This is a genomic window from Okeania sp. SIO2C2, from assembly GCF_010692625.1.
Classification (GTDB): Bacteria; Cyanobacteriota; Cyanobacteriia; order Cyanobacteriales; family Microcoleaceae; genus Okeania; species Okeania hirsuta.
Genome location: NZ_JAAHGM010000021.1, coordinates 90,019 through 109,316 on the forward strand (window position 1 = coordinate 90,019; position 19,298 = coordinate 109,316).

The following is a 19,298-nucleotide window of genomic DNA, read 5'->3' on the forward strand; positions in this document are numbered from 1 at the left end:
CTTTTTATTTAAGTGTTTTTTAAGATACTCTGGTATAATGGCCAGTAGGTTTTAAGTCTATATTTCAGAGGTTTAGTGCTGAAAATCTTGTTTTCCTTATGGCATCTTGTTTATTCACTAATTCATTCTATGATTAGGAAGTAACCTAAAAGTAGAACTACAATAGGATGAGTAAAACTAATATTTTTTTCAGTTGTTTACTCTGATGTAGCTTCTCAAGCTTCAATAAAAAGAGGCAGTATAGTGTTCTGTATTGTTTTTTACACTATGACTAAGTGCTGTTTGAATTGTCATTATTGACCGATCTTTGATTCTGGTACAAATACACTTTTCACCCACAAGAATTTCACTTTTATTACAGCTTGAGTCTCTATATAAGATGCTTTTAAGTATATGGCCAATACAGAAACATCTTTTTTCACTCTTTATTTATCTCTAAGACATTGTTAATTCTTGGCATTAATCAATTCTGACTATTTTACATATAAAATGCAGAGTGGTCTTAATTTCTTTTAAGTTCTGTAGCTAATTATCAAATTAATAGTCAGTAGTCAGTAGTAAATAGCCAGTAGTCAGTAAAACCGAGAGTGCTTTCTATGGAGATTCTCAACCCACCAACCCCATTCGCACTGCGGGTGACGGTGACGGTAAGGATTAAATTCACAAGAGTTGAAGAAGGCAGAAGGGAAAATTGCATGGGGATGTTTTCGACAAACCACTTCGTGTCTGATAACCCCAACCAATTTTAATCACCGTGTAGATGGTGGGGTATTAAATCCATGAGAGATAAAGATAAAAATAAAACAATATCATCAGTCCAATTAATCTGACTTAATTCAGATTTTTTATGAAAATTGGCGAAAATAAATCAACCAAATACAATCACTAGGATTTATAGGTGGAGAGGTAAAAATGCTTACAGAACTGAAAGCCCCTTGATTTATAACGTTTGGCTTCCCAGGAAATGACTTTTGTCTATAGAACTCATTCCAACAGAGTACTGTTGATTAAGCTTTTATTTTCTTTGATCCTTGTAGGGAAGATCCCATTCTGATATGATATTTTACAAAAGTTAGTAATAAAGACTTTAGAGTCAATAGCTTCAAAGTCTGTCCAAAAGTCCAACGACAGTGAGCTGTCTTAGCTTTTTACTGTGTAGCAAAGCAACACTTTCAAGTGAAGTTGTTTTATGTGGACACCAAGTTCATTAGACTTGTCTATTGATTTAGCTTAACCTGCCAGAAAACCTCAAGTCTCTCCTCATTATGAGGATGTGGCCAGGAAAATGGGTCAGTTTATGATTAAATTTTGATAGAGTAAGTCTAAATGGAGCATTACAGGAATCAACACAGCTCAAGAAATGCTCAGGAACTTGTCCTGGACTCACTCAGAAGCTGAGACTCACCCAAAAAAAAGTATGGGATATGTCATTAAACTTTGTTTTGTGTTAGAGGGGAACTATTGTGAAAAAACCAGATAGAGTAGTATTAATTGGAGTTGCCGGAGATTCTGGATGCGGAAAATCTACTTTTTTGCGTCGTGTAACAGATGTATTTGGAGAAGATTTTGTTACAGTTATCTGCCTGGACGACTACCATAGTCTAGATCGTAAGCAACGTAAAGAAACAGGAATTACTGCTCTTGACCCAAGGGCCAATAATTTTGACTTGATGTATGAGCAAATTAAAGCTCTAAAGGAAGGTCAGTCTATTGATAAGCCAATTTATAACCACGAAACTGGCATGATTGACCCACCGGAAAAAGTTCATCCCAATCATATTATAGTGATTGAGGGTCTTCATCCTCTATTTGATGAGCGCGTGCGATCGCTACTTGACTTTAGTGTCTATCTAGATATTAGTGATGAAGTTAAAATTGCTTGGAAAATCAAGCGCGATATGGCAGAAAGAGGCCATCGTTACGAAGATGTACTTGCTTCTATCAATGCTCGTCGTCCAGACTTTGATGCTTATATTGACCCACAAAAAGCTCATGCAGATGTGGTCATTCAAATTTTGTCCACCAAACTTATTCCTGATGATCAGGAACATAAAGTCTTACGAGTACGCTTGATCCAACGTGAAGGTGTAGAAGGCTTTGAACCAGTATATCTGTTTGATGAAGGATCGACTATTAACTGGATTCCTTGTGGACGTAAGCTTACTTGTTCCTATCCTGGAATTAAAATGTTCTATGGCCCAGATGCCTATTTCGGCCATGAAGTTTCTGTCTTAGAAGTAGATGGTAACTTTGATAACCTGGAAGAAATGATTTACGTTGAAGGACACCTCAGCAATACTGCCACTAAATACTATGGTGAGATGACCCACATGATGAGGGAACACCAAGACTATCCAGGTTCCAATAATGGTAGTGGACTGTTCCAAGTTTTAGTCGGTCTGAAAATGCGTGCAACTTATGAGCGTTTGACTGCTAAAGTTTCTCCAGATGAAAAGGTAGCAGCAGTAGTTTCATAAACCTAAAAAAATAACGGGAGGAAGTTAGCCAGGCGGATTTATCCCCTGGTTGAATAACGACACGCGGGTTTCAACCCGGAGTAAAAGCCTGGTATACTAGAAATAGCAAGTAAGAACAAGGTTTGTCGCCCCCAAAGACCGCGCTTTGCGGTGAAATTCCGGCGGACAGGAGACGGGGACTTGATTTCCTACGACGGCTGTTAGCTCCGCATTCGGCACCGAAAAGCAAGCAGGCAGCTAAAGCAGCGAGAAGATTGCTCCAACCAGTGCGAGTCAAACCACTCGTGAAAGCTAACAAAAAAAAGTAAACTCACAGCTAGATTTCGGTCTATGCCGAGGAGTTTAGGAGTCTGTTGACAGGCTTAAGCAAATGTGGATTTATCCCATTTGCGGTAGATTTACTACAGAATCCAGGGTGTTTCAACCCCTGGAGATGTCAAATCCAGAAGAAAATTTTCTATCTGAAAAAAAACGCGAGTGGTTAATTTCACTTCGCGTTTTTTTTGTTTGATAAATATATAGCAGAAGGAAGAAGGAATAAGGCGTTTAGTTATCTAGGCGATTAGTTATAGCAACTGCCATAACTGTTAGGACGCTTGACGCAAGACAAATTCCATAGCATCCTGTAAACACTTCATATCTTTTAGACAGTGACGAATTCTATAGCAACCGCCTGGTTGGTGTTTGACAATTAGTGCGAGCATCTTGCCCGCGTTATGAATCATCATAATTACCCGATGTCCTAACTATAGTGGCGACTGCTATATCTACCAGAGAAGGAAGAAGGAAAAATCTGGCGTTGTCTGAGTTTTAAGCTTTTTGATAGGCTACTGGAGTTTAGCCAGTAATATCAAATCCACCTAATTGCACATAAATCCAATCAGGTAATAATCAGGGTTTTAAGCTATTGATTTTGAGGGCATTTAACCGGATTTGATATGAGATATCTATCTTATTGCTCAAGCCCTACTACGAGAGCTTCTAACTTATAACTATTCAACCGGACATGATATTACCCACGAGGTTTGTGAACAATTGCTAAATACTTTTTAAACTGTCACAGTTAATTTATTTTTATCAGCTTCTAAACTGTTAAATAACTTCTGCCAAATTTCAGAACTAGCCTGCTTTTCTTTATCTCCTTTTGCCTCAAAAGTTGTATTGCAAGCTTGTGGTTCTTCCAAAACTTTAATACAAAGTTCAGCAATATCATCCCGACTAACAATACCTTTAATATTATCACCTTGGTCAAATATTAATGCTTGACCGCCTGGTTGTTCAGTCATTCCACAAGGTCGAATAACAGTGTAATTAATCCCACTAGAACGAACAACTTCTTCTCCTTTTAATTTCCAATTTAATAAACCTTTCAATTGGTCATTAAATTTCACAGCAGGAGGTTGTTCATCTAAGTTTAAACCTGGTCGCCCCGGACGAGTTACACCTGCCGAACTAACCAATACAAATTTAGGTAATTGGTCGCTACCATAAGTTTTAATTGACTCAATTTCTAACTGAAAAAATCCTGGTGTAAATTTAGGATTAAGTTCTCGGTTATATTCAAATTTACTCAACATTAATTGGTAGGAATAAATTTGACTAGGGTTAAAAGGTTGAGCATTTTCTACAACTTTGGCACGAAATACTGGTGTTAAATCTTTAAATGGAATGCGAATAGTCGTCCAGATATTATAAACGGTGTCAAAAGAATAGCTGTAACCAACTCCATCCCATTTTTCTTCACAGCGGAGGAAAAATTTATAGCGTTTGCCGTCTCCTTTGACTCGGAGTTCGATACCAGCAGCTCCCAATAAATTCATTGGGGGGTCGAAGTTGCGGGTACGAACGGATACAAAACCCCCTGAATTGGCAGTTGAGACATTACCGGAGAACATAGCACCAGTATCTGTCAGACGGATGGAACTTTCGCTGACTCCCCCCATAACTATGTCGTCTAATGCTCCCCAGGTTTCTTTGAGGTCTTGGGTGGGGTTGGTGAAGTCAAAGATAATTTTGTTGTTGCTTGGTTGTAGTTGTGGTTTTGCGGCTGCCACGAGATTTTTCATGCCTTCATATTCGACAAGTTGAGGGTCTTCAACAACTTCTGGCATAAAGAATTTGATACCTTGGTAATATTTTTCCCGGTTTGGGTTGTCTCCTTCGACTGGTTGTACTCGCGTTCCTGTACAACAGATGATTTTGCTAACGTTTTTGAATATTTCAGGGGTGAGGGTTTCTGGTTTAGTAATGTCAGCGGTTACTATTTCAACGTTATTGCCGAGAACTTTTTTAGCTTTTTGAGCATCTCGAACGAGCGATCGAACTTGATAACCTCGTTTCTGGAGTCTAGGTACAACTCGTTTACCAACTCCGCCATTAGCACCCACTACTAATACGACTTGTGATGTTTGTGCTAGTTTCGGTGTCTTTTCACCAAATAATTTTTGTAGCCATTTAACACGACCAATAAAGGGAATGACCCCAAAATAGGCTAGGGTCTGAAACAGTCTACTTGGCTTCCATTTGGATGTTTGGTTGTCAGTCACGGCCATATCCTTAAACTCTAAACACTTCTTTAATATATATTAAGATATATTAATAAATTTTGCCGGATGGCCTTATTAGGAATTAATTTTTTGATTTTAGGAGTGATGCCAAATTGATAAATGTTTGCTACAAATAACTAGGATATTTATTAGGAGTAAACCCACCCCTAGCCCCTCCCAGGAGGGGAAGGACTAAGTCATAATGAATGGTTTAAAACCATTTTTTAGGTCTTAAATCATTTTTTTCTCTTGGTGCGCTACCAGGTGCGACTGGCGTCGTCGCGGGGTCGCACCGCTTTGTCAAAAGACATATCCTGTAAAGTATTTTTATCATTTTCTTTGTGGGTTTAATACCCCACCGTCAACGGGGGTGTTCACGCATTACTTGGGGGAGCGTAGACGCGGAGCGGCAGGTCGTTGACTATCCCCATGTAATTTTCCTCCTGTCTCCTGTCTCCTGTCTCCTGTCTCCTGTCTCCTTAATGGTGACAGGTTTGCCCTAGAATCCCAATACCAACTTCAAAATTAACTCCCCCGGTGGTAAGTCTCGCAGTCTCTTGAAGCTGAACAGTAGTATTTGTAGGACTTGTGTAAAAATAACCTGAACAGTTTTTTTTTGATGGAAGCTAGATTTTACAATTCATTTCAGATAAAATTTGTACAACTTATTTTTACATAGCTCCGTAGGTAGGATACTAGATAGGGACTATAACTCAGCCCTTCTGATACACAAAATAGGATTACTATCAACACAAGGAAAAGACATCACCTCACACGAAACTACAGTCAGGGTTTCCCTGGCTGAATAATCCCACGTTGTCTCCGTAAGGGCAACGTCGAGAGGTATATCAATTCTCAATCCAGACTTTCTCTGAATTTCTTGTACATCTAAAAAAATAGGTGCATATTATGACCACAACAGCAAACTCTGAAAAAGCCACAGAACGGGCTAGAGTCCATTACAATAGTGAAAATGCGCGTTATTTGTATGAAATTGCCATTGGCAGCGATACCTTAAATTTAGGGATGTATGAGGACGATCCCGATCGCCCTATTGCAGAGGGTATGGCGAAAACCACTGAATGGATGGCGGAACAAGCACAGAACCTCGAACCAGGTTATCGCGTCCTCGATCTTGGTGCTGGATATGGACCAGCAGCACGACATTTAGCTAAAAAATACGGTTGCCACGTCACCTGTCTCAATATTAGCGAGGAACAAAATCAGGAAAATGAGCGACGTAATCGCGAACAGGGTCTTGACAATTTGATTGAGATTGTATATGGCAATTTTAAAGAAATTCCTTTTGACGATGGCAGTTTCGATATAGTTTGGTCTCAGGATGCCCTGTTTCACACAGATGGGCAAGATAGAGTCCTAGAAGAAGCCTATCGGGTACTCAAACCGGGTGGACAGTTACTGTTCATGGATATTCTCCAAGCAGATGATTGTCCAGATGGAGCGTTAAAGGATTCACTTGGACGGGTTAATATTCTTCACGAGCGTATAGGATCTTTCAATTCTTATAACAGTAAAGCCAAAAGCCTTGGTTTTGAGACCATTAAAGTAATCGACAAATCCTATCAATTGCTGGTTCATTACACTAAATTGAGAGATTCAGTAATTGCTCATTACGACGAACTTAGCAAAAAATGTACCCCAGAATTTTTAGAATCTTCTAAGAATGGCTTATGTCAATGGGTGGAGTCGGCTGAAAAAGGTCTGTTTACCTGGGGTTTATTTCATTTTCGCCGTCCATAAGTAAGTTGTTGTTACTCAATCGGTAATTATTAAGATGGGCATTGCCTACTCTAATAGGGTGTCTAGCCTTAAAGGTTAAAAAACCTAACCCCCAACTCCCTTCCCTTGTAGGGAAGGGGGGAGTATTTCTCCCCTCTCCGGCAAGGAGAGGGGTCGGGGGAGAGGTTGACAAACCGTCTACATGGGTGCTCAAACTTACCCACAATTTTAGCCTAGACACGCTATTACTCCCTGCCATGTATTTTTCAAGTAAACAATATGAAAGCTCAAGAAGTTCTCAAAACTCATAGCGACCTTAAATACCAGTACAATAATGATATAGCCAATGTCTTTGAAGAGTACCTCAAGACTGACTATCGCAGAGCTGCAAAGGATCTGTTTGTGGCTGCTGTTGGTGATGTAGCGGGTCAACGGGTGCTAGAGCTATCCTGCGGAACTGGACCGATCGCGCGAGGACTTAAGCAAGCTTATCCTTCTGCAAGTATTGTTGGTAGCGATATCAGCAGTGGAATGCTTGCTAAAGCAAAGGAAATCGAAGCTGCTGAACCTTTGGGAATTCAATATCTTGTGGGGGATGTAATGACCCAGGGTGCTGTGGGCGGTGGTAACTACGATGTTGTGGTTGCCCACTGCTTGTTTTGTTATGCCAAGGACAAGACAGAACTCCGAAATATGGCGCAAACTTGTTATGATAACCTCCGTTCTGGGGGACGTCTGGTTTTAGCAGTTAATAATGATGTGTGGACTCGAACCAGCATCATGCAACCTTACAGAGCGGGCGTTTCCATATTTCAGGCTCCCATCAGCGGACATGATCCTGTGGACACCCAGGAAGGTGAGCAATGCAAGGTCAATGTGAAGCTACCAGATGGACAAACAGAGACATCTTGGCATTATCACTGGGAAGAGCAAACCTGCCTACAGATGCTGGAAAGTGTCGGGTTTTTTCAAGCCAAGCTAGAACCTTTCTCGCTGGAAATTGTGCCACCTTCTCAGAGGTTTGATCCTGGATACACATCCTTTGTTGATTTTCCCTTCTCGACTATTCTTCGTGCCAGGAAACCAGAGTAGTAATCAAGTACAGGATAGTTGCCTAAGCTCTGAAAAAATATGACTTAAGCAGTTTAGTTGGTTTCGTTCTCCTAACTGACAAATTTCTACTTGTAGGTTGGGTTGAACAACGTGAAACCCAACACTGTTACAGCACTTTGCGACTCTATGAAGTACACCCCGAAGCGGGCAAGATGCCCGCACTACAAGATTTTTATCATTTACCTTGTACATCATTTGACTGAAATATGCTGTAAGTTGATTAACATCAATGCCGAAAAAATTCAGGCTATATAAAGGATTGAGTTTTAGAATTATGTCAATTAAAGGTGGAAGAGCTTAACTGTTTTGTTGGGTTACGCTACCGCTAACCCAACCTACGAAAAGTAGATTTTGTTAGTCAACTAATGATTCAATCCTGACGTTCAATAAGTTGTTGTATCTTTTCAAGTAATGAACATGAACGCTGAAGAAATTGTCAAAACCCATCGCGATCGCGTCTTTTTTTCCTGGGTCCCTCAGAAAAACATCCAAAATCCGATTGTCATGGATCGTGCTGAGGGTGTTTACTTCTGGGATAAAGACGGCAAGCGCTACCTGGATTTTTCCAGTCAGTACGTCAATATGAATATTGGTCATAGCCACCCCAAGGTAATCGCAGCTATAAAAGATCAAGCTGATCGACTCGCGTTCGCACATCCAGGTACTGCTACGGAAATTCGTGCTGCAACAGCGGCAAAATTAGCAGAAATTACACCAGGGGATCTAAGCAAAACTTTCTTTACTTTGAGTGGTGCTGAAGCAGTTGAAAATGCCATCAAAATAGCACGACTGTACACGGGTAGGCATAAAATTGTCACTCGATACCGTAGCTATCATGGCGCGACCTTGGGGGCAGCAATTGCCGGAGGAGACCCCAGACGCTTGCCTCACGAACCGACTATTAGTGGAATTGTTCGGGTTCACGATCCTTATGCCTACCGTTGCCCATTTGGCTATGCACCAGAAGGAAATCCCCAAGTATACATCGATCATGTAATTCAAACGATTGAGTTTGAGGGGCCAGAAAATGTGGCAGCAATTTTGATGGAAACTATTACTGGTTTCAATGGTTGTATTATTCCTCCTGATGGCTACTGGCAAGCACTACGGGAATATGCAGATCGTCACGGCATCTTACTCATTTGCGACGAAGTTATAGCAGGTTTTGGTCGCACGGGGAAAATGTTTGCAATCGAGCATTATGGCGTGGTTCCCGATATTATGGCAATGGCAAAGGGACTAACCTGTGGGTATATTCCCATGGGTGCAGTCATAGTACGACAGCATATTGCCGATCATTTTGAAACCAACCCCTTTGGTTGTGGACTAACATTCAGCGGTAATCCTATGGGTTGTGCTACAGCTTTAGCAACCATGAAGGTTTATGAAGAAGAAAACCTGGTGGAAAACAGCCGAATTATGGGGATACGGATGGCAGAAAAGTTACAGGAAATGAAGGCAAAACATCCATCAGTGGGGGATGTCCGTAGCTTAGGACTGTATGGCGTGATTGAGTGCGTCAAGAACCGAGAAACACGAGAACCGATGGCTCCCTGGAATGCCAAACCCCACGAAATGGTGGTGATGGGTAAAGTTGCTGCCCGTTTGCGGGAGCTTGGTTTACACGGTCTTTTGCGCTGGAATTGGGTGTTTATGTCACCGCCACTTTGTATTAATGAGGAGCAGTTGGAAGAAGGTTTTGCCATCATTGATGATGCGTTGAAAATTGCTGATGAAGCCTACGAAGGTTAATTATATCATGTTCGGTAGAACAGTGATAATTATGCTCGTAGTTGGGCTTTAGCCCTAATATAAATATTGCAAGGGCTAAAGCAAAACTACACAAACAAAAACTTTGTTAGGAATGTAAATTAAATAAGACCGGAAATTTGTGGTTTGTGCCTGTGAAACCTCTTGAGCGTAATTAATTTTCTCGGGCTTTATTTTGTTCTCATTCCTTATAAGTAATTATCCGTTAGCATAGTTCCCCCGGAGGGGGCACATGATATTAGTGGTTAATTATACCATATATTATCAGAACTTATGCATAAGGTAGGAAAAACTAGGGCTTGAGATTGCTTCCCTGTCGGTCGCAATGACAAAATACGTTATATTGCGTAAGTCCTAATTATTTGAAACTAGGAGAAAACCCCCATGCAAATTGGATTTATTGGTCTGGGTAATATGGGCAGTGGTATGGTTGCCAATTTGCTCAAGAAAGGATTTGAAGTTTCGGTATATGACATCGAACGGTCAAAAGCAGAAACCTTAATAGCAGCGGGAGCAAGTTGGCGTAATTCTATCCCAGAGGTAGCAGGTGATGCAGATGTCATTATGACAAGCCTTCCAGGACCAAAACAGTTAGAAGCAGTTATGTTGGGAGATGCTGGAGTTATTTCCCATGCCAGTTCCGGAACAATTTGGCTTGATACTGGAACCAATTCAATCGAAATTATGACAAAGATTTCAGGGCTTGCTGAGGAACAGAAAATTGATTCAATTGCTGCTCCTGTTTCTGGGGGAGCAAAAGGTGCTGAAACTGGCACATTATCTATGTTTGTAGGTGGAACTCAAGAGACTTTCGACAAAATTAAAGGGATATTGGAAGCAATTGGTTCTCAGATTTATTATGTCGGGCCACTTTCCCATGCTATCCTTTCCAAATTGCTGATTAATTATCTTTGCTTCATCAATACTAAAGCTCTGGGCGAAGTGCTGTCCCTGGGAACAGAAGCAGGAATCGATCCCAAACAACTCACGAATATGATTCAAGCGGGTTCGGGGAGTAGCTGGGTGGCGGAAAAATTGCTTCCTTCTATCTTAGAAGGTAATCCTGGTCCAGCATTTACATTGAACTTAGCTCACAAGGATGCCTGTTTGGTTAATGAACTCAACCAAAGTTTTAAAACTTCTCTAGAATTTTCAGAGCGTTTATGTGAGGTTTTACAACAAGCTTGTGAGACCTATGGTGGGGATAAAAGTTTTACTCAAATGATGGATCTGAAGTCTTAGGGGGGTAGTCATCAGTCTCAGTAGCTAGACGACATAGTTACATTGAGGAAAAAATGAACAAATCAGATTAAGCTTTAATTTTATAAATCGTTATAAAATCAAGAGGAGGATAGACTATGACTAACTGGGGTAATACATTTAAAAATAAAACTATAGATGCCAAAAATCTGCTAGATCACTATAATCAATATGCCCAAGAGTTTGATGAACACGTCAAAAATGAATTGTGTGGCACTGGAGAAAACACTCCTGTTGTAGTGACAGCAAAACTCTTTGCAGAAACTGTTCCTGATCAAGAGTCTATGAAAATATTAGACGTAGGAGCAGGAACAGGAGAGCAGGGAGAGCAACTAGCTGAACATGGTTACAAAAATGTAGAACTTACTGCATTCGATCCATCTGAAGGGATGTTAAATGTAGCCAAAAAACGCAATATTTATTCAGATTTTATTCAAGGTTCTTTACCAGATTCTGGGATTGTTTCTGATTTTTTTGATGCTATTATTTGTGTCGGGACTTTTACCCCAGGACACGCTCCTGCCGAATCTCTCCGTGAGCTTGTAAGGATTACGAAAAAGGGAGGCTATATTGTTTATAGTGTTCGCAAACACTTTTATGAAGATCAAGAGAGTCGCTTTCAAATAGTAGAAGAAGAACTGACAAAAGCTAAACATTGGACAATGATAGCTAAAATAGAGGACGAATATCTACCTGCTCAAAATATCAAAGGTTATTATTTTAGTTTTCAAGTGTTAGACTAAATTGAATCAGGGTTCCCCTCAACCGTAGGGTGTGTTAGCGGAACAAAGTGGAGCGTAACGCACCGATTTTTTTTTTAAGGATGGGGTGCGTTCCCCCGTCGTTTTTTTGAGAATAGGGGTGCGTTACGCTATCACTAACAGCACCCTACTAGCTTAAATCACTAAATTTTTGCTATGAAAATTCAATCTGAACAATATCAAATTAGTAAAGTCCAACAAGACCAAAGAAAACTGTTCGTATATTGGGACGACGGTCATCGCAGTACATTCCACTATATTTGGCTGCGGGATAACTGTTATTGTTCTGTGTGTGGGGACCCCAGACATGGTGAAAAGCGTTTTCGGATAATCGATGTTCCCTTAGATATAAAACCCCTATCAGTTAGTTGCGATAGCGGTAATACATTGGAAATTGTATGGGAACCAGATAGTCACAAAAGCATCTATAATGCTCAATGGTTGCGACAACACTGCTACTCTGCTACCGAGAGAGAGCATCGTCAGCATCGACCTATTCTTTGGGATAGCAATATTGTTACTAACCTGCCGCAGATTGATTATGAAGAAGTCCAAAGTGCGGATAAAAGTCGGTTACAACTGCTAGAACATTTGAGAGATTATGGGATTTGTTTTTTGCGAAACGTGCCTCCTCAGAAGGGAGAACTCGAATCTTTTGCCCAGTCATTCGGACCTCTTTTGGAAACCAATTATGGACGTGTGTTTGAGATTGTTGTTGATCCAGAGGAAAGTCAGAAAAGTGTTGCCAACTCTCAAATTGACCTCATACCTCACACAGATGATGCCTATCAATATGCACCTCCAGGAATTATTTTTTTCCACTGTTTAATGGCCAACAATGATAGCAGCGGTCAGTCTACTTTTGTGGATGGTTTCAAAATAGCAGAGGTGCTACGTCAGGAGGATGGAGATGCGTTCGATCTATTGTGTCGTTACGAGGTTTCCTACCAAAAATATTATAGCGATCGTATTGATATGCGGTTCAGTAGTCCAGTTTTTTCCCTAGATAGTGGTGGTAATTTGCAGGAAGTTAGGATTAGCAATTTATTTCCTGCTCCCTTGGACTTACCAGAGGAGGCGATCGAGCCATTTTATATTGCATACAGAAAGCTAATGCAGCTCTATACCGATCCAAGATACTGCCTGAAACAAGGTCTACAACCAGGAGAACTGGTGATGTTTAACAACCATCGTGTCCTGCACGGACGCACTGCCATTGGGATACAAAACCAGCGCCGCCATTTGCGCTACTGTTCGGTAGACCGGGATTATTTCGAGAGCTGGCGACGACTTCTGGATCGGAATCTTAACTTTCAGGAATAGGTTGCAGATCGGGAATAGCTTGGCGTAGTTTTGAAAAAGACCAGGCACCTTCCCGCAATAACCGAGCGGGTGACTCTGTAAAATCAACCAGGGTAGAAGGTTGTTGTTCGGGGTTCGGCCCTCCATCCAGAACCAGTGGAACTCGCTCTCCCAATTGCGCAGCGACTTCTGGAGCTGTTTTCTGAGTCTCCATTCCTGAAATATTGGCACTGGTTACAGCAAGAGGATGACCAACCTGACGCACTAATTCCAAACAAAGCGGATGGTTGGGAATTCTTACTGCTACTGTGTCTTTACCTGATGTTACAAATGATGGGACAATTTCAGTCTTGGGGAAGATGCCAGACATTGCACCCGGCCAAATTTTACGAAGTGACTCGATGGTACTTTCAGGAATTTCTTTAGTCACTTGTTGCAGTTGTTCAAAATCAGCTACATAAATGATCAGAGGTTTATCTGGCGATCGCGATTTGACTTCAAAAATCTTTTTAATACCTGATTCGGAGGCGATGCTAGCTCCTATACCATAAATTGTATCCGTTGGAAATACAACTACATCCTTTTGCTTCAGTAAATCGACTGCTTTAGCAATCGCCATTTCACTATCTGTTGGTAGAATTTGGGTCATAATTTCTTGTTTCTTCCTTGCAACTTAAAATTTATCATATTCAGGACTTATAGCGCTGCGTGCAGGCAACAGCTCATCTGGCAACAGCTCATCTGGGGGAATAAAAATCTGATCACATAAGACTTTTAGCTATAGCAATCCTATTTTATTTGTGTATAACAATCTTACCGCTTTTAGGGAACAGGGAACACCGGAGCTGGGAACAGGTAGGAGTTTCAGTTTTTTTATCTACTTTTTGATTTGTCACAACTCATTTAGGATTGCTATATTAGATATCTCCTCCAAAAGAGGGAGTAGGCAGCTTTGCTGTAGGCAGTAGGGAACCCACCCCTCGCCCCTCCCCCTCCTGGGAGGGGAAAGAATTGATGATTTTTGTGTGAGAATTGATTTTATTTTTGATTTTTGGAGATGTCTATTGGACAATTCCTGCAATTTGTAAATATGCCAGCGCACATTGCTATATATCATGTGTGGTTGAATAGTGATAAATAATAAGGGAGGAGTCAAGAGTCAGGAGTCAGGAGGGAAAAAGAGGGAAGAAGAGGAAAAAGTTTTTTCATCACTAATTATCCGGACATGATATAATATCATGTGCCCCTTCCAGGGGAGATACGAATTGCGGATAATTACTTATAATAAATTTTTTGTTTGTAGTAGGGCTTTAGCCTTTAGACATCTCCAATAATAAAACATCAAATCAATTATCGCACTATATAAATCAATTATTTCCCCCTACTCCCTACTCCCTACTCCCTACTCCCTACTCCCTCTTTTCTGAAGATGTCTTTTGCAATACTTATATGAGGGATAGAGCAAAACTACGAGCCTGATTATAACTTTTCTACTGAACATAATATTACGCAATAGGAAATTCTCCAATAAATTTTTTCTGGTCAATTTTATAGGGTCTTAAATTTCCTATAGCAATCAGGAATCAGATGTGAGAATTGAGGTGTTCCTTTAAAGCATAGAATATAGCAGTTTTCTTATTCTTATGTATTCGTTTCTTCCCTATTCCCTATTCCCTATTCCCTATTCCCTATTCCCTAGAACAAAAATCTCCAATATCTCACAACTAAAATCATATTGCTATAGTATTATTTTGAATAGGAATCTCGATTATAAATTCAGTTCCTTTTCCTTCCTGGGAATTACAAAATATCCGACCGCCATGTTTATCTACTATAATTTGATAACTAATTGCCAAACCAATACCAGTACCTTTACCAACAGGTTTTGTCGTAAAGAAAGGGTCAAATATTTTGTTAAGCACCCCATCTTTTATACCTATACCATTATCAGAAATAGTAATAGTTATCAGATTTTTCCCTACAACTTTTGTTTGAATTTTAATTGTGGGAATTTGTTGTTCATTTGATTCAGAAAATTGGCCTTTTGCTATTGCTTCTTCCAGAGCATCAATTCCATTTACCAAAATATTCATAAATACTTGGTTTAACTGACTCACATAACAATATATTTGAGGTAAATTACCATATTCCTTAATTAAATTAATCTTTTTTCCAACTTTAGGATCGAGTCGATTATTCAATATTAGTAAAGTGCTTTCTATTCCCTCATGAATATTAACTGGCTTCATCTCTGCTTGATCAAGCCGTGAAAAGTTACGCAAAGACTTGACAATTTCATAAATACGTTCTGTCCCTACCTCCATAGATTTTAATAGTTGAGGTAAGTCTTCGAGAATAAATTCTAAATCTATTTTTTCACTTTCTTGTTTAATTTCTGGCGATGGATTGCAATGTTTTTGATAGAGTTTAATCAAATACATTAGTTCATTAGCATAATTATCTGCATATTTGATATTGGCATAAATAAAATTAATTGGGTTATTAATTTCATGGGCAATACCTGCAACTAATTGTCCTAAACTCGACATTTTTTCACTTTGAATTAATTGCGTTTGAGTCAATTGTAATCTTTTTAAAGTTTGTTTTAATTGAGCAGCTTTTTCTCTCTCTCCTGCTTCTGATTTTTGCAACGCAGAATTTAATTTTGCTAGTTCATCTGCTTGTTTCAGTACAATTTTAATAATCGCATTTCTCAGTTCTAAAGCAACATTAATTTCACATTCTTTCCACGGTCGAGATGTGAGTTTAACTACTCCTTTCCACAACTCAAATGATTTTCTTGGGCAAAATTTAATATTACCATTAGATTCTGCTTCTGTAATAGGTGCAGGATCGCCTGCCCAATTAACTGTTCTAATAACTTCTGGTCGGAACCACAAAATATAAATTCTCTGAGCTGAAGATATTGAGAGTGCCAATAACCCACTAGCTATATCTTTATATTTCTCGAACTCTTGATAAACTTTGGGCAATGAATCTGTATAAAATAGTTCTTGATTGAACTTTTTTTCCAACCAGCTAATTAATTTTTCAACAGTTATTAATGGTGGAGTTTTTCCCACTGACTGTAAATTGTTTCCAGAAACTATGATTGCTCCTTCAGCACTGACTAAATTTAGTAGTTTATTTTGAGATTCAACTAAGGCATCAATAAAATTTTCTGATGTGAAAATCTCTTCAAGAATTTGACTTTTGACCGACTTTAACTCTAGTTGATAATCATAATCTTCATGATTTTCTTTATAAGCAAGTTCTAGAGACATTGTTTGCCCTAAAAATTCACACGCTGCCCGTAATTCATAAGGCACATATTTCGGTGAAATATGATGGCAAGCAATTAAACCCCATAACTTTTTGTTTTTCATTAAAGATATACACATTGTAGCAGTAATACCCATCTTTTTTAGATACTGTCTATGGCAGGAAGAAACACTCCTTAAAACAGATAAAGTTAAATCAATGGGTTGATGAGTAATCTGATTATTTACAGGTATAATTTTTACTGGTTGATAATTAACATCTCTTATTACCCTCAGCCAATTTCTAGTATAAAGTTCTCTAGCTTGGGGTGGAATATCTAAACTTGGGTAATTTAATCCTAAAAGTGACTCTAAAGTTTCTATTTTATCTTCAGCAATTACAGCTCCATTGTATTGAGAATCAAATTTATATACCATTACTCTATCAAAGCTTGTAATTTTTCTAATTTCTTCAACTATTATTTGACATAAATTTTTTAAATCAGAAGCGTCTTGCATTTTTGATGCTGCTTCTCTCACAGAATGATAAAAGTTTAAAAATGAAATACTCTCTTCAGATATAGCTGGCTCTAGCTCCAGGATTAAAAATTTTTCAGAACGATGAATTATACCATCAAAGACTAAAGATTTATCTTTTGTTTTAACTGATAATTTAACAGGGTTAATGGTTTTAAGCTCCGGATGATTTTCTAAGCTTTTTCTGAGGCTATTGATTTGCTTTTTGTCAAGAAAGCAACTCAGATTTTGATTCAGCAATGTTTTCGCTGGTATGTCAAATAATTCAAAAGTATTATTACTTACCTGTAAAATTGTCAATTCCGGTTCTTTTAAGACAAATAATACACCGTGAGGTTGAATGTGACCTGAAAGATGAATTTGTTCTTGATATTTATTGATTAAATCTACTGTTTTGTTTTGAATAACTTGCTTAACGTTCATGTATATAAAATGGTAATTATTGTGATAATACTAATAATAACACCCCTGATATTAAGTATTTTTTTTGCTCATCTATACTTTGATATTTAATGTTAAATTAAGTACATTTATCCAAACTATTTTTGATAATTGATATACTTTTCTATCATAGCTTTAAACATTAATTAATTTTCTTTCTACTTAAAATTTGTTTACAAAACTTAATATAACTAGATAAAAGCAAATAACATCTTAGGTATAATTACTAAAATTATGTTACTAAATAAACTAGGAGGTACATGGAAACTACTGATTGGCAAACTATAATTCCTACTGGAATAGCAATTACTGTTTTTCTTGGAGCATTTCTAATGATGTTCACTAATTTGTGGACTGATTCAATTAAAAAACAGGAAAAAAGTGATAAATAAACAGTTATTGATTAAACTTTCATCCTAGAAAAGTCAAATTCTGAATAAGATTGAATTTATCTGGGAAAATTAGGAAAATAAAAGAGAAAAGAAACTACAAAAATGTTAAATCTAGATAGCATAATCGAATTTTCACACATATACTGTGTAGCAATTTGTGGTGTTCTAGTACCAATGAATGTACTAGCAAGTTTACAACCAATAATTTTTACAGCCCTCCGTCGCCCCAAACAGGAAATCAACTTAATAGCATTAGTAGCTAGTTTTTACGCTTTAATGATTATCTTTCATGTTGGAAGCTGGTTTATTGTAGGAGTAGTGAGAATCCAAACATTCATTCTTTTGTGGTTTGCTAGCTGCTGTTTAATTACTAATACTTGGGCAATTATTCATGGCTCTAGCATGAGAGAATTTATTCAATTTTCACAACAATTCCTAGTTAGACTTACTAAAAGTTTAACACTTCAAAATCAAGAGATTAGTCCTGAAATTAAATAGGATTTTTTGAAGCAGTCAACATTCAACAGTGAAAATGAATGAGGGGGTATTCATCATGGATAGCTAGGGTTAATTTTAGAGAAAAAATATTTTTCCAATAGAGATGATGGCCTCGTCTCGGTAGTAATTCAACTAAGTCTAAGTACCCAGGAAAAATTAATTACTTCAGAACTTACCCAGGAACTCTAATTGTAGAGGACATTGCAACACATATTAGACTAAAACTAGAACTTAACAGGGAATTTTGCGTAAATATTGTACCTAATTTATTCCCTGTTTTTTTTGACAACATAGGATTTTTAGCTGTAGAATATGGGTAATTAATTTGGCATCACTACCGATAGGGTGGGGTCTAACAACTGAATTCTAATTATTAATTAAACATCACAATCTTGAAAAGAGGTAATCCCTTGGAAAAAACAATAGATAAGTTTTACGCTGATACTTACCATAAATTTTTTTCGCACTTTAAAACTTACGACGAACGATTAATTAGGGTATTGCAATCTCTCATTGATTTTATGCCTCAGTCTATCTTGGATCTAGCTTGTGGTGCAGGATTGTCTACTTTAGCCTTGAAAGCCAACTTTGGCAACTCAGAAATTGTAGGCGTGGATATTGATTCAAATATGATTACCTTGGCCAGAGAAAAAATGCCAAATTCTCAAGTTCAGTTCCATTGTTGTGAAATATCAGATATATTAGCTAGAACCCCTAATGGAACAGTGGATTTGATATTTGTCAAATCAGCCTATCATTACTTTGAACACAAAATTCCGCTTTCGTATTTGCAGCCTTTGCTCAAAAAGAATGGGGTTATTGTAGTTGCCGAGAGAACAGTTCGATCTGCCAGTTCTTACCCATTACCAAAGATCGCATCAAGCTATTGGGCCAGTATTTTTGCAGAACCTCGCCCCAGCGATCGACTTGACACGGCAAACTTATTGGGAATGCCTCTTTCAGTGAGTTGTTATGGTGAACAAGTAACTATACCTACCGATATCTATCTTGATGCCGTCAAAAAGAATCAGCTTGTTGGTCTGTGGATGTTGAAACCTGAGACGATCTTTGCGTGGATAGAGAATCGTCTTTCTCAAGAAACTGATGGGTTTCATGTTTTTGAAGAATTCTGGCTTTATGTCTACCATAATATCTGAGAAGTAAAGCCATAAATTAACTATTTTACTGATGAGATCAAAGT

General features: G+C 38.5%; 13 protein-coding genes. 10 read left to right on the forward strand and 3 right to left on the reverse strand.

The annotated features are described in order from the left end of the window. Positions 1 to 1,460: 1,460 nt before the first annotated feature. Positions 1,461 to 2,477: a phosphoribulokinase gene (locus F6K18_RS18615; protein WP_124147399.1), complete on the forward strand. Its 1,017-nt coding sequence runs from the start codon at positions 1,461 to 1,463 to the stop codon at positions 2,475 to 2,477. 1,049 nt (positions 2,478 to 3,526) lie between these two features. Here F6K18_RS18615 and F6K18_RS18620 read toward each other — a convergent pair. Beyond that, entirely contained in the window at positions 3,527 to 5,029 is a 1,503-nt protein-coding gene (locus F6K18_RS18620) for a CIA30 family protein (RefSeq protein ID WP_287522771.1), read from the reverse strand. Positions 5,030 to 5,932: 903 nt separating this feature from the next. Here F6K18_RS18620 and F6K18_RS18625 point away from each other — a divergent pair. From F6K18_RS18625 to F6K18_RS18650, 6 genes are all read left to right on the forward strand, one after another. Continuing rightward, the gene (locus tag F6K18_RS18625) at positions 5,933 to 6,784 is read left to right on the forward strand and encodes a cyclopropane-fatty-acyl-phospholipid synthase family protein (RefSeq protein WP_287522773.1); all 852 of its coding nucleotides are present in this window, start codon (positions 5,933 to 5,935) and stop codon (positions 6,782 to 6,784) included. Positions 6,785 to 7,042: 258 nt separating this feature from the next. After that, complete coding sequence (locus F6K18_RS18630) at positions 7,043 to 7,855, forward strand: class I SAM-dependent methyltransferase (RefSeq protein WP_287522774.1); 813 nt, start codon at positions 7,043 to 7,045, stop codon at positions 7,853 to 7,855. Positions 7,856 to 8,287: 432 nt separating this feature from the next. Further along, positions 8,288 to 9,628, forward strand: coding sequence for an aminotransferase class III-fold pyridoxal phosphate-dependent enzyme (locus F6K18_RS18635; protein WP_287522775.1), 1,341 nt, complete (start codon positions 8,288 to 8,290; stop codon positions 9,626 to 9,628). A 402-nt stretch (positions 9,629 to 10,030) separates the two neighbouring features. Beyond that, on the forward strand, positions 10,031 to 10,888 hold the full coding sequence (locus F6K18_RS18640) for an NAD(P)-dependent oxidoreductase (RefSeq protein ID WP_287522776.1): 858 nt from the start codon (positions 10,031 to 10,033) through the stop codon (positions 10,886 to 10,888). A gap of 116 nt (positions 10,889 to 11,004) precedes the next feature. Beyond that, positions 11,005 to 11,649: a class I SAM-dependent methyltransferase gene (locus F6K18_RS18645; protein ID WP_287522777.1), complete on the forward strand. Its 645-nt coding sequence runs from the start codon at positions 11,005 to 11,007 to the stop codon at positions 11,647 to 11,649. Between the two features lie 174 nt (positions 11,650 to 11,823). Next, on the forward strand, positions 11,824 to 12,990 hold the full coding sequence (locus F6K18_RS18650) for a TauD/TfdA family dioxygenase (protein WP_287522778.1): 1,167 nt from the start codon (positions 11,824 to 11,826) through the stop codon (positions 12,988 to 12,990). Here F6K18_RS18650 and F6K18_RS18655 read toward each other — a convergent pair. Continuing rightward, on the reverse strand, positions 12,974 to 13,618 hold the full coding sequence (locus F6K18_RS18655) for an L-threonylcarbamoyladenylate synthase (RefSeq protein WP_287522779.1): 645 nt from the start codon (positions 13,616 to 13,618) through the stop codon (positions 12,974 to 12,976). The two genes, F6K18_RS18650 and F6K18_RS18655, sit on opposite strands and share 17 nt — an antisense overlap. Before the next feature lie 1,081 nt (positions 13,619 to 14,699). After that, entirely contained in the window at positions 14,700 to 17,189 is a 2,490-nt protein-coding gene (locus tag F6K18_RS18660) for an ATP-binding protein (RefSeq protein ID WP_287522780.1), read from the reverse strand. 278 nt (positions 17,190 to 17,467) lie between these two features. On the opposite strand from F6K18_RS18660, the gene F6K18_RS18665 reads away from it, so the two are divergent. From F6K18_RS18665 to F6K18_RS18675, 3 genes are all read left to right on the forward strand, one after another. Beyond that, entirely contained in the window at positions 17,468 to 17,599 is a 132-nt protein-coding gene (locus F6K18_RS18665; RefSeq protein ID WP_275670457.1) for a hypothetical protein, read from the forward strand. A 102-nt stretch (positions 17,600 to 17,701) separates the two neighbouring features. After that, positions 17,702 to 18,097 (forward strand): hypothetical protein, encoded by a 396-nt coding sequence (locus tag F6K18_RS18670; RefSeq protein WP_287522781.1) that lies wholly within the window; start codon positions 17,702 to 17,704, stop codon positions 18,095 to 18,097. Positions 18,098 to 18,489: 392 nt separating this feature from the next. Further along, a complete protein-coding gene (locus tag F6K18_RS18675; protein WP_287522783.1) occupies positions 18,490 to 19,254 on the forward strand; it encodes a class I SAM-dependent methyltransferase in 765 nt (254 codons plus the stop codon). The last annotated feature ends 44 nt before the right edge of the window (positions 19,255 to 19,298 follow it).

Excerpts from the sequence above, each read along its gene's own strand:
- F6K18_RS18635 (WP_287522775.1), top strand. The coding sequence starts at position 8,288 with ATGAACATGAACGCTGAAGAAATTGTCAAAACCCATCGCGATCGCGTC.
- F6K18_RS18660 (WP_287522780.1), bottom strand. The coding sequence starts at position 17,189 with ATGAACGTTAAGCAAGTTATTCAAAACAAAACAGTAGATTTAATCAAT.
- F6K18_RS18630 (WP_287522774.1), top strand. The coding sequence starts at position 7,043 with ATGAAAGCTCAAGAAGTTCTCAAAACTCATAGCGACCTTAAATACCAG.
- F6K18_RS18665 (WP_275670457.1), top strand. The coding sequence starts at position 17,468 with ATGGAAACTACTGATTGGCAAACTATAATTCCTACTGGAATAGCAATT.
- F6K18_RS18625 (WP_287522773.1), top strand. The coding sequence starts at position 5,933 with ATGACCACAACAGCAAACTCTGAAAAAGCCACAGAACGGGCTAGAGTC.
- F6K18_RS18670 (WP_287522781.1), top strand. The coding sequence starts at position 17,702 with ATGTTAAATCTAGATAGCATAATCGAATTTTCACACATATACTGTGTA.
- F6K18_RS18655 (WP_287522779.1), bottom strand. The coding sequence starts at position 13,618 with ATGACCCAAATTCTACCAACAGATAGTGAAATGGCGATTGCTAAAGCA.
- F6K18_RS18645 (WP_287522777.1), top strand. The coding sequence starts at position 11,005 with ATGACTAACTGGGGTAATACATTTAAAAATAAAACTATAGATGCCAAA.
- F6K18_RS18620 (WP_287522771.1), bottom strand. The coding sequence starts at position 5,029 with ATGGCCGTGACTGACAACCAAACATCCAAATGGAAGCCAAGTAGACTG.
- F6K18_RS18650 (WP_287522778.1), top strand. The coding sequence starts at position 11,824 with ATGAAAATTCAATCTGAACAATATCAAATTAGTAAAGTCCAACAAGAC.
- F6K18_RS18640 (WP_287522776.1), top strand. The coding sequence starts at position 10,031 with ATGCAAATTGGATTTATTGGTCTGGGTAATATGGGCAGTGGTATGGTT.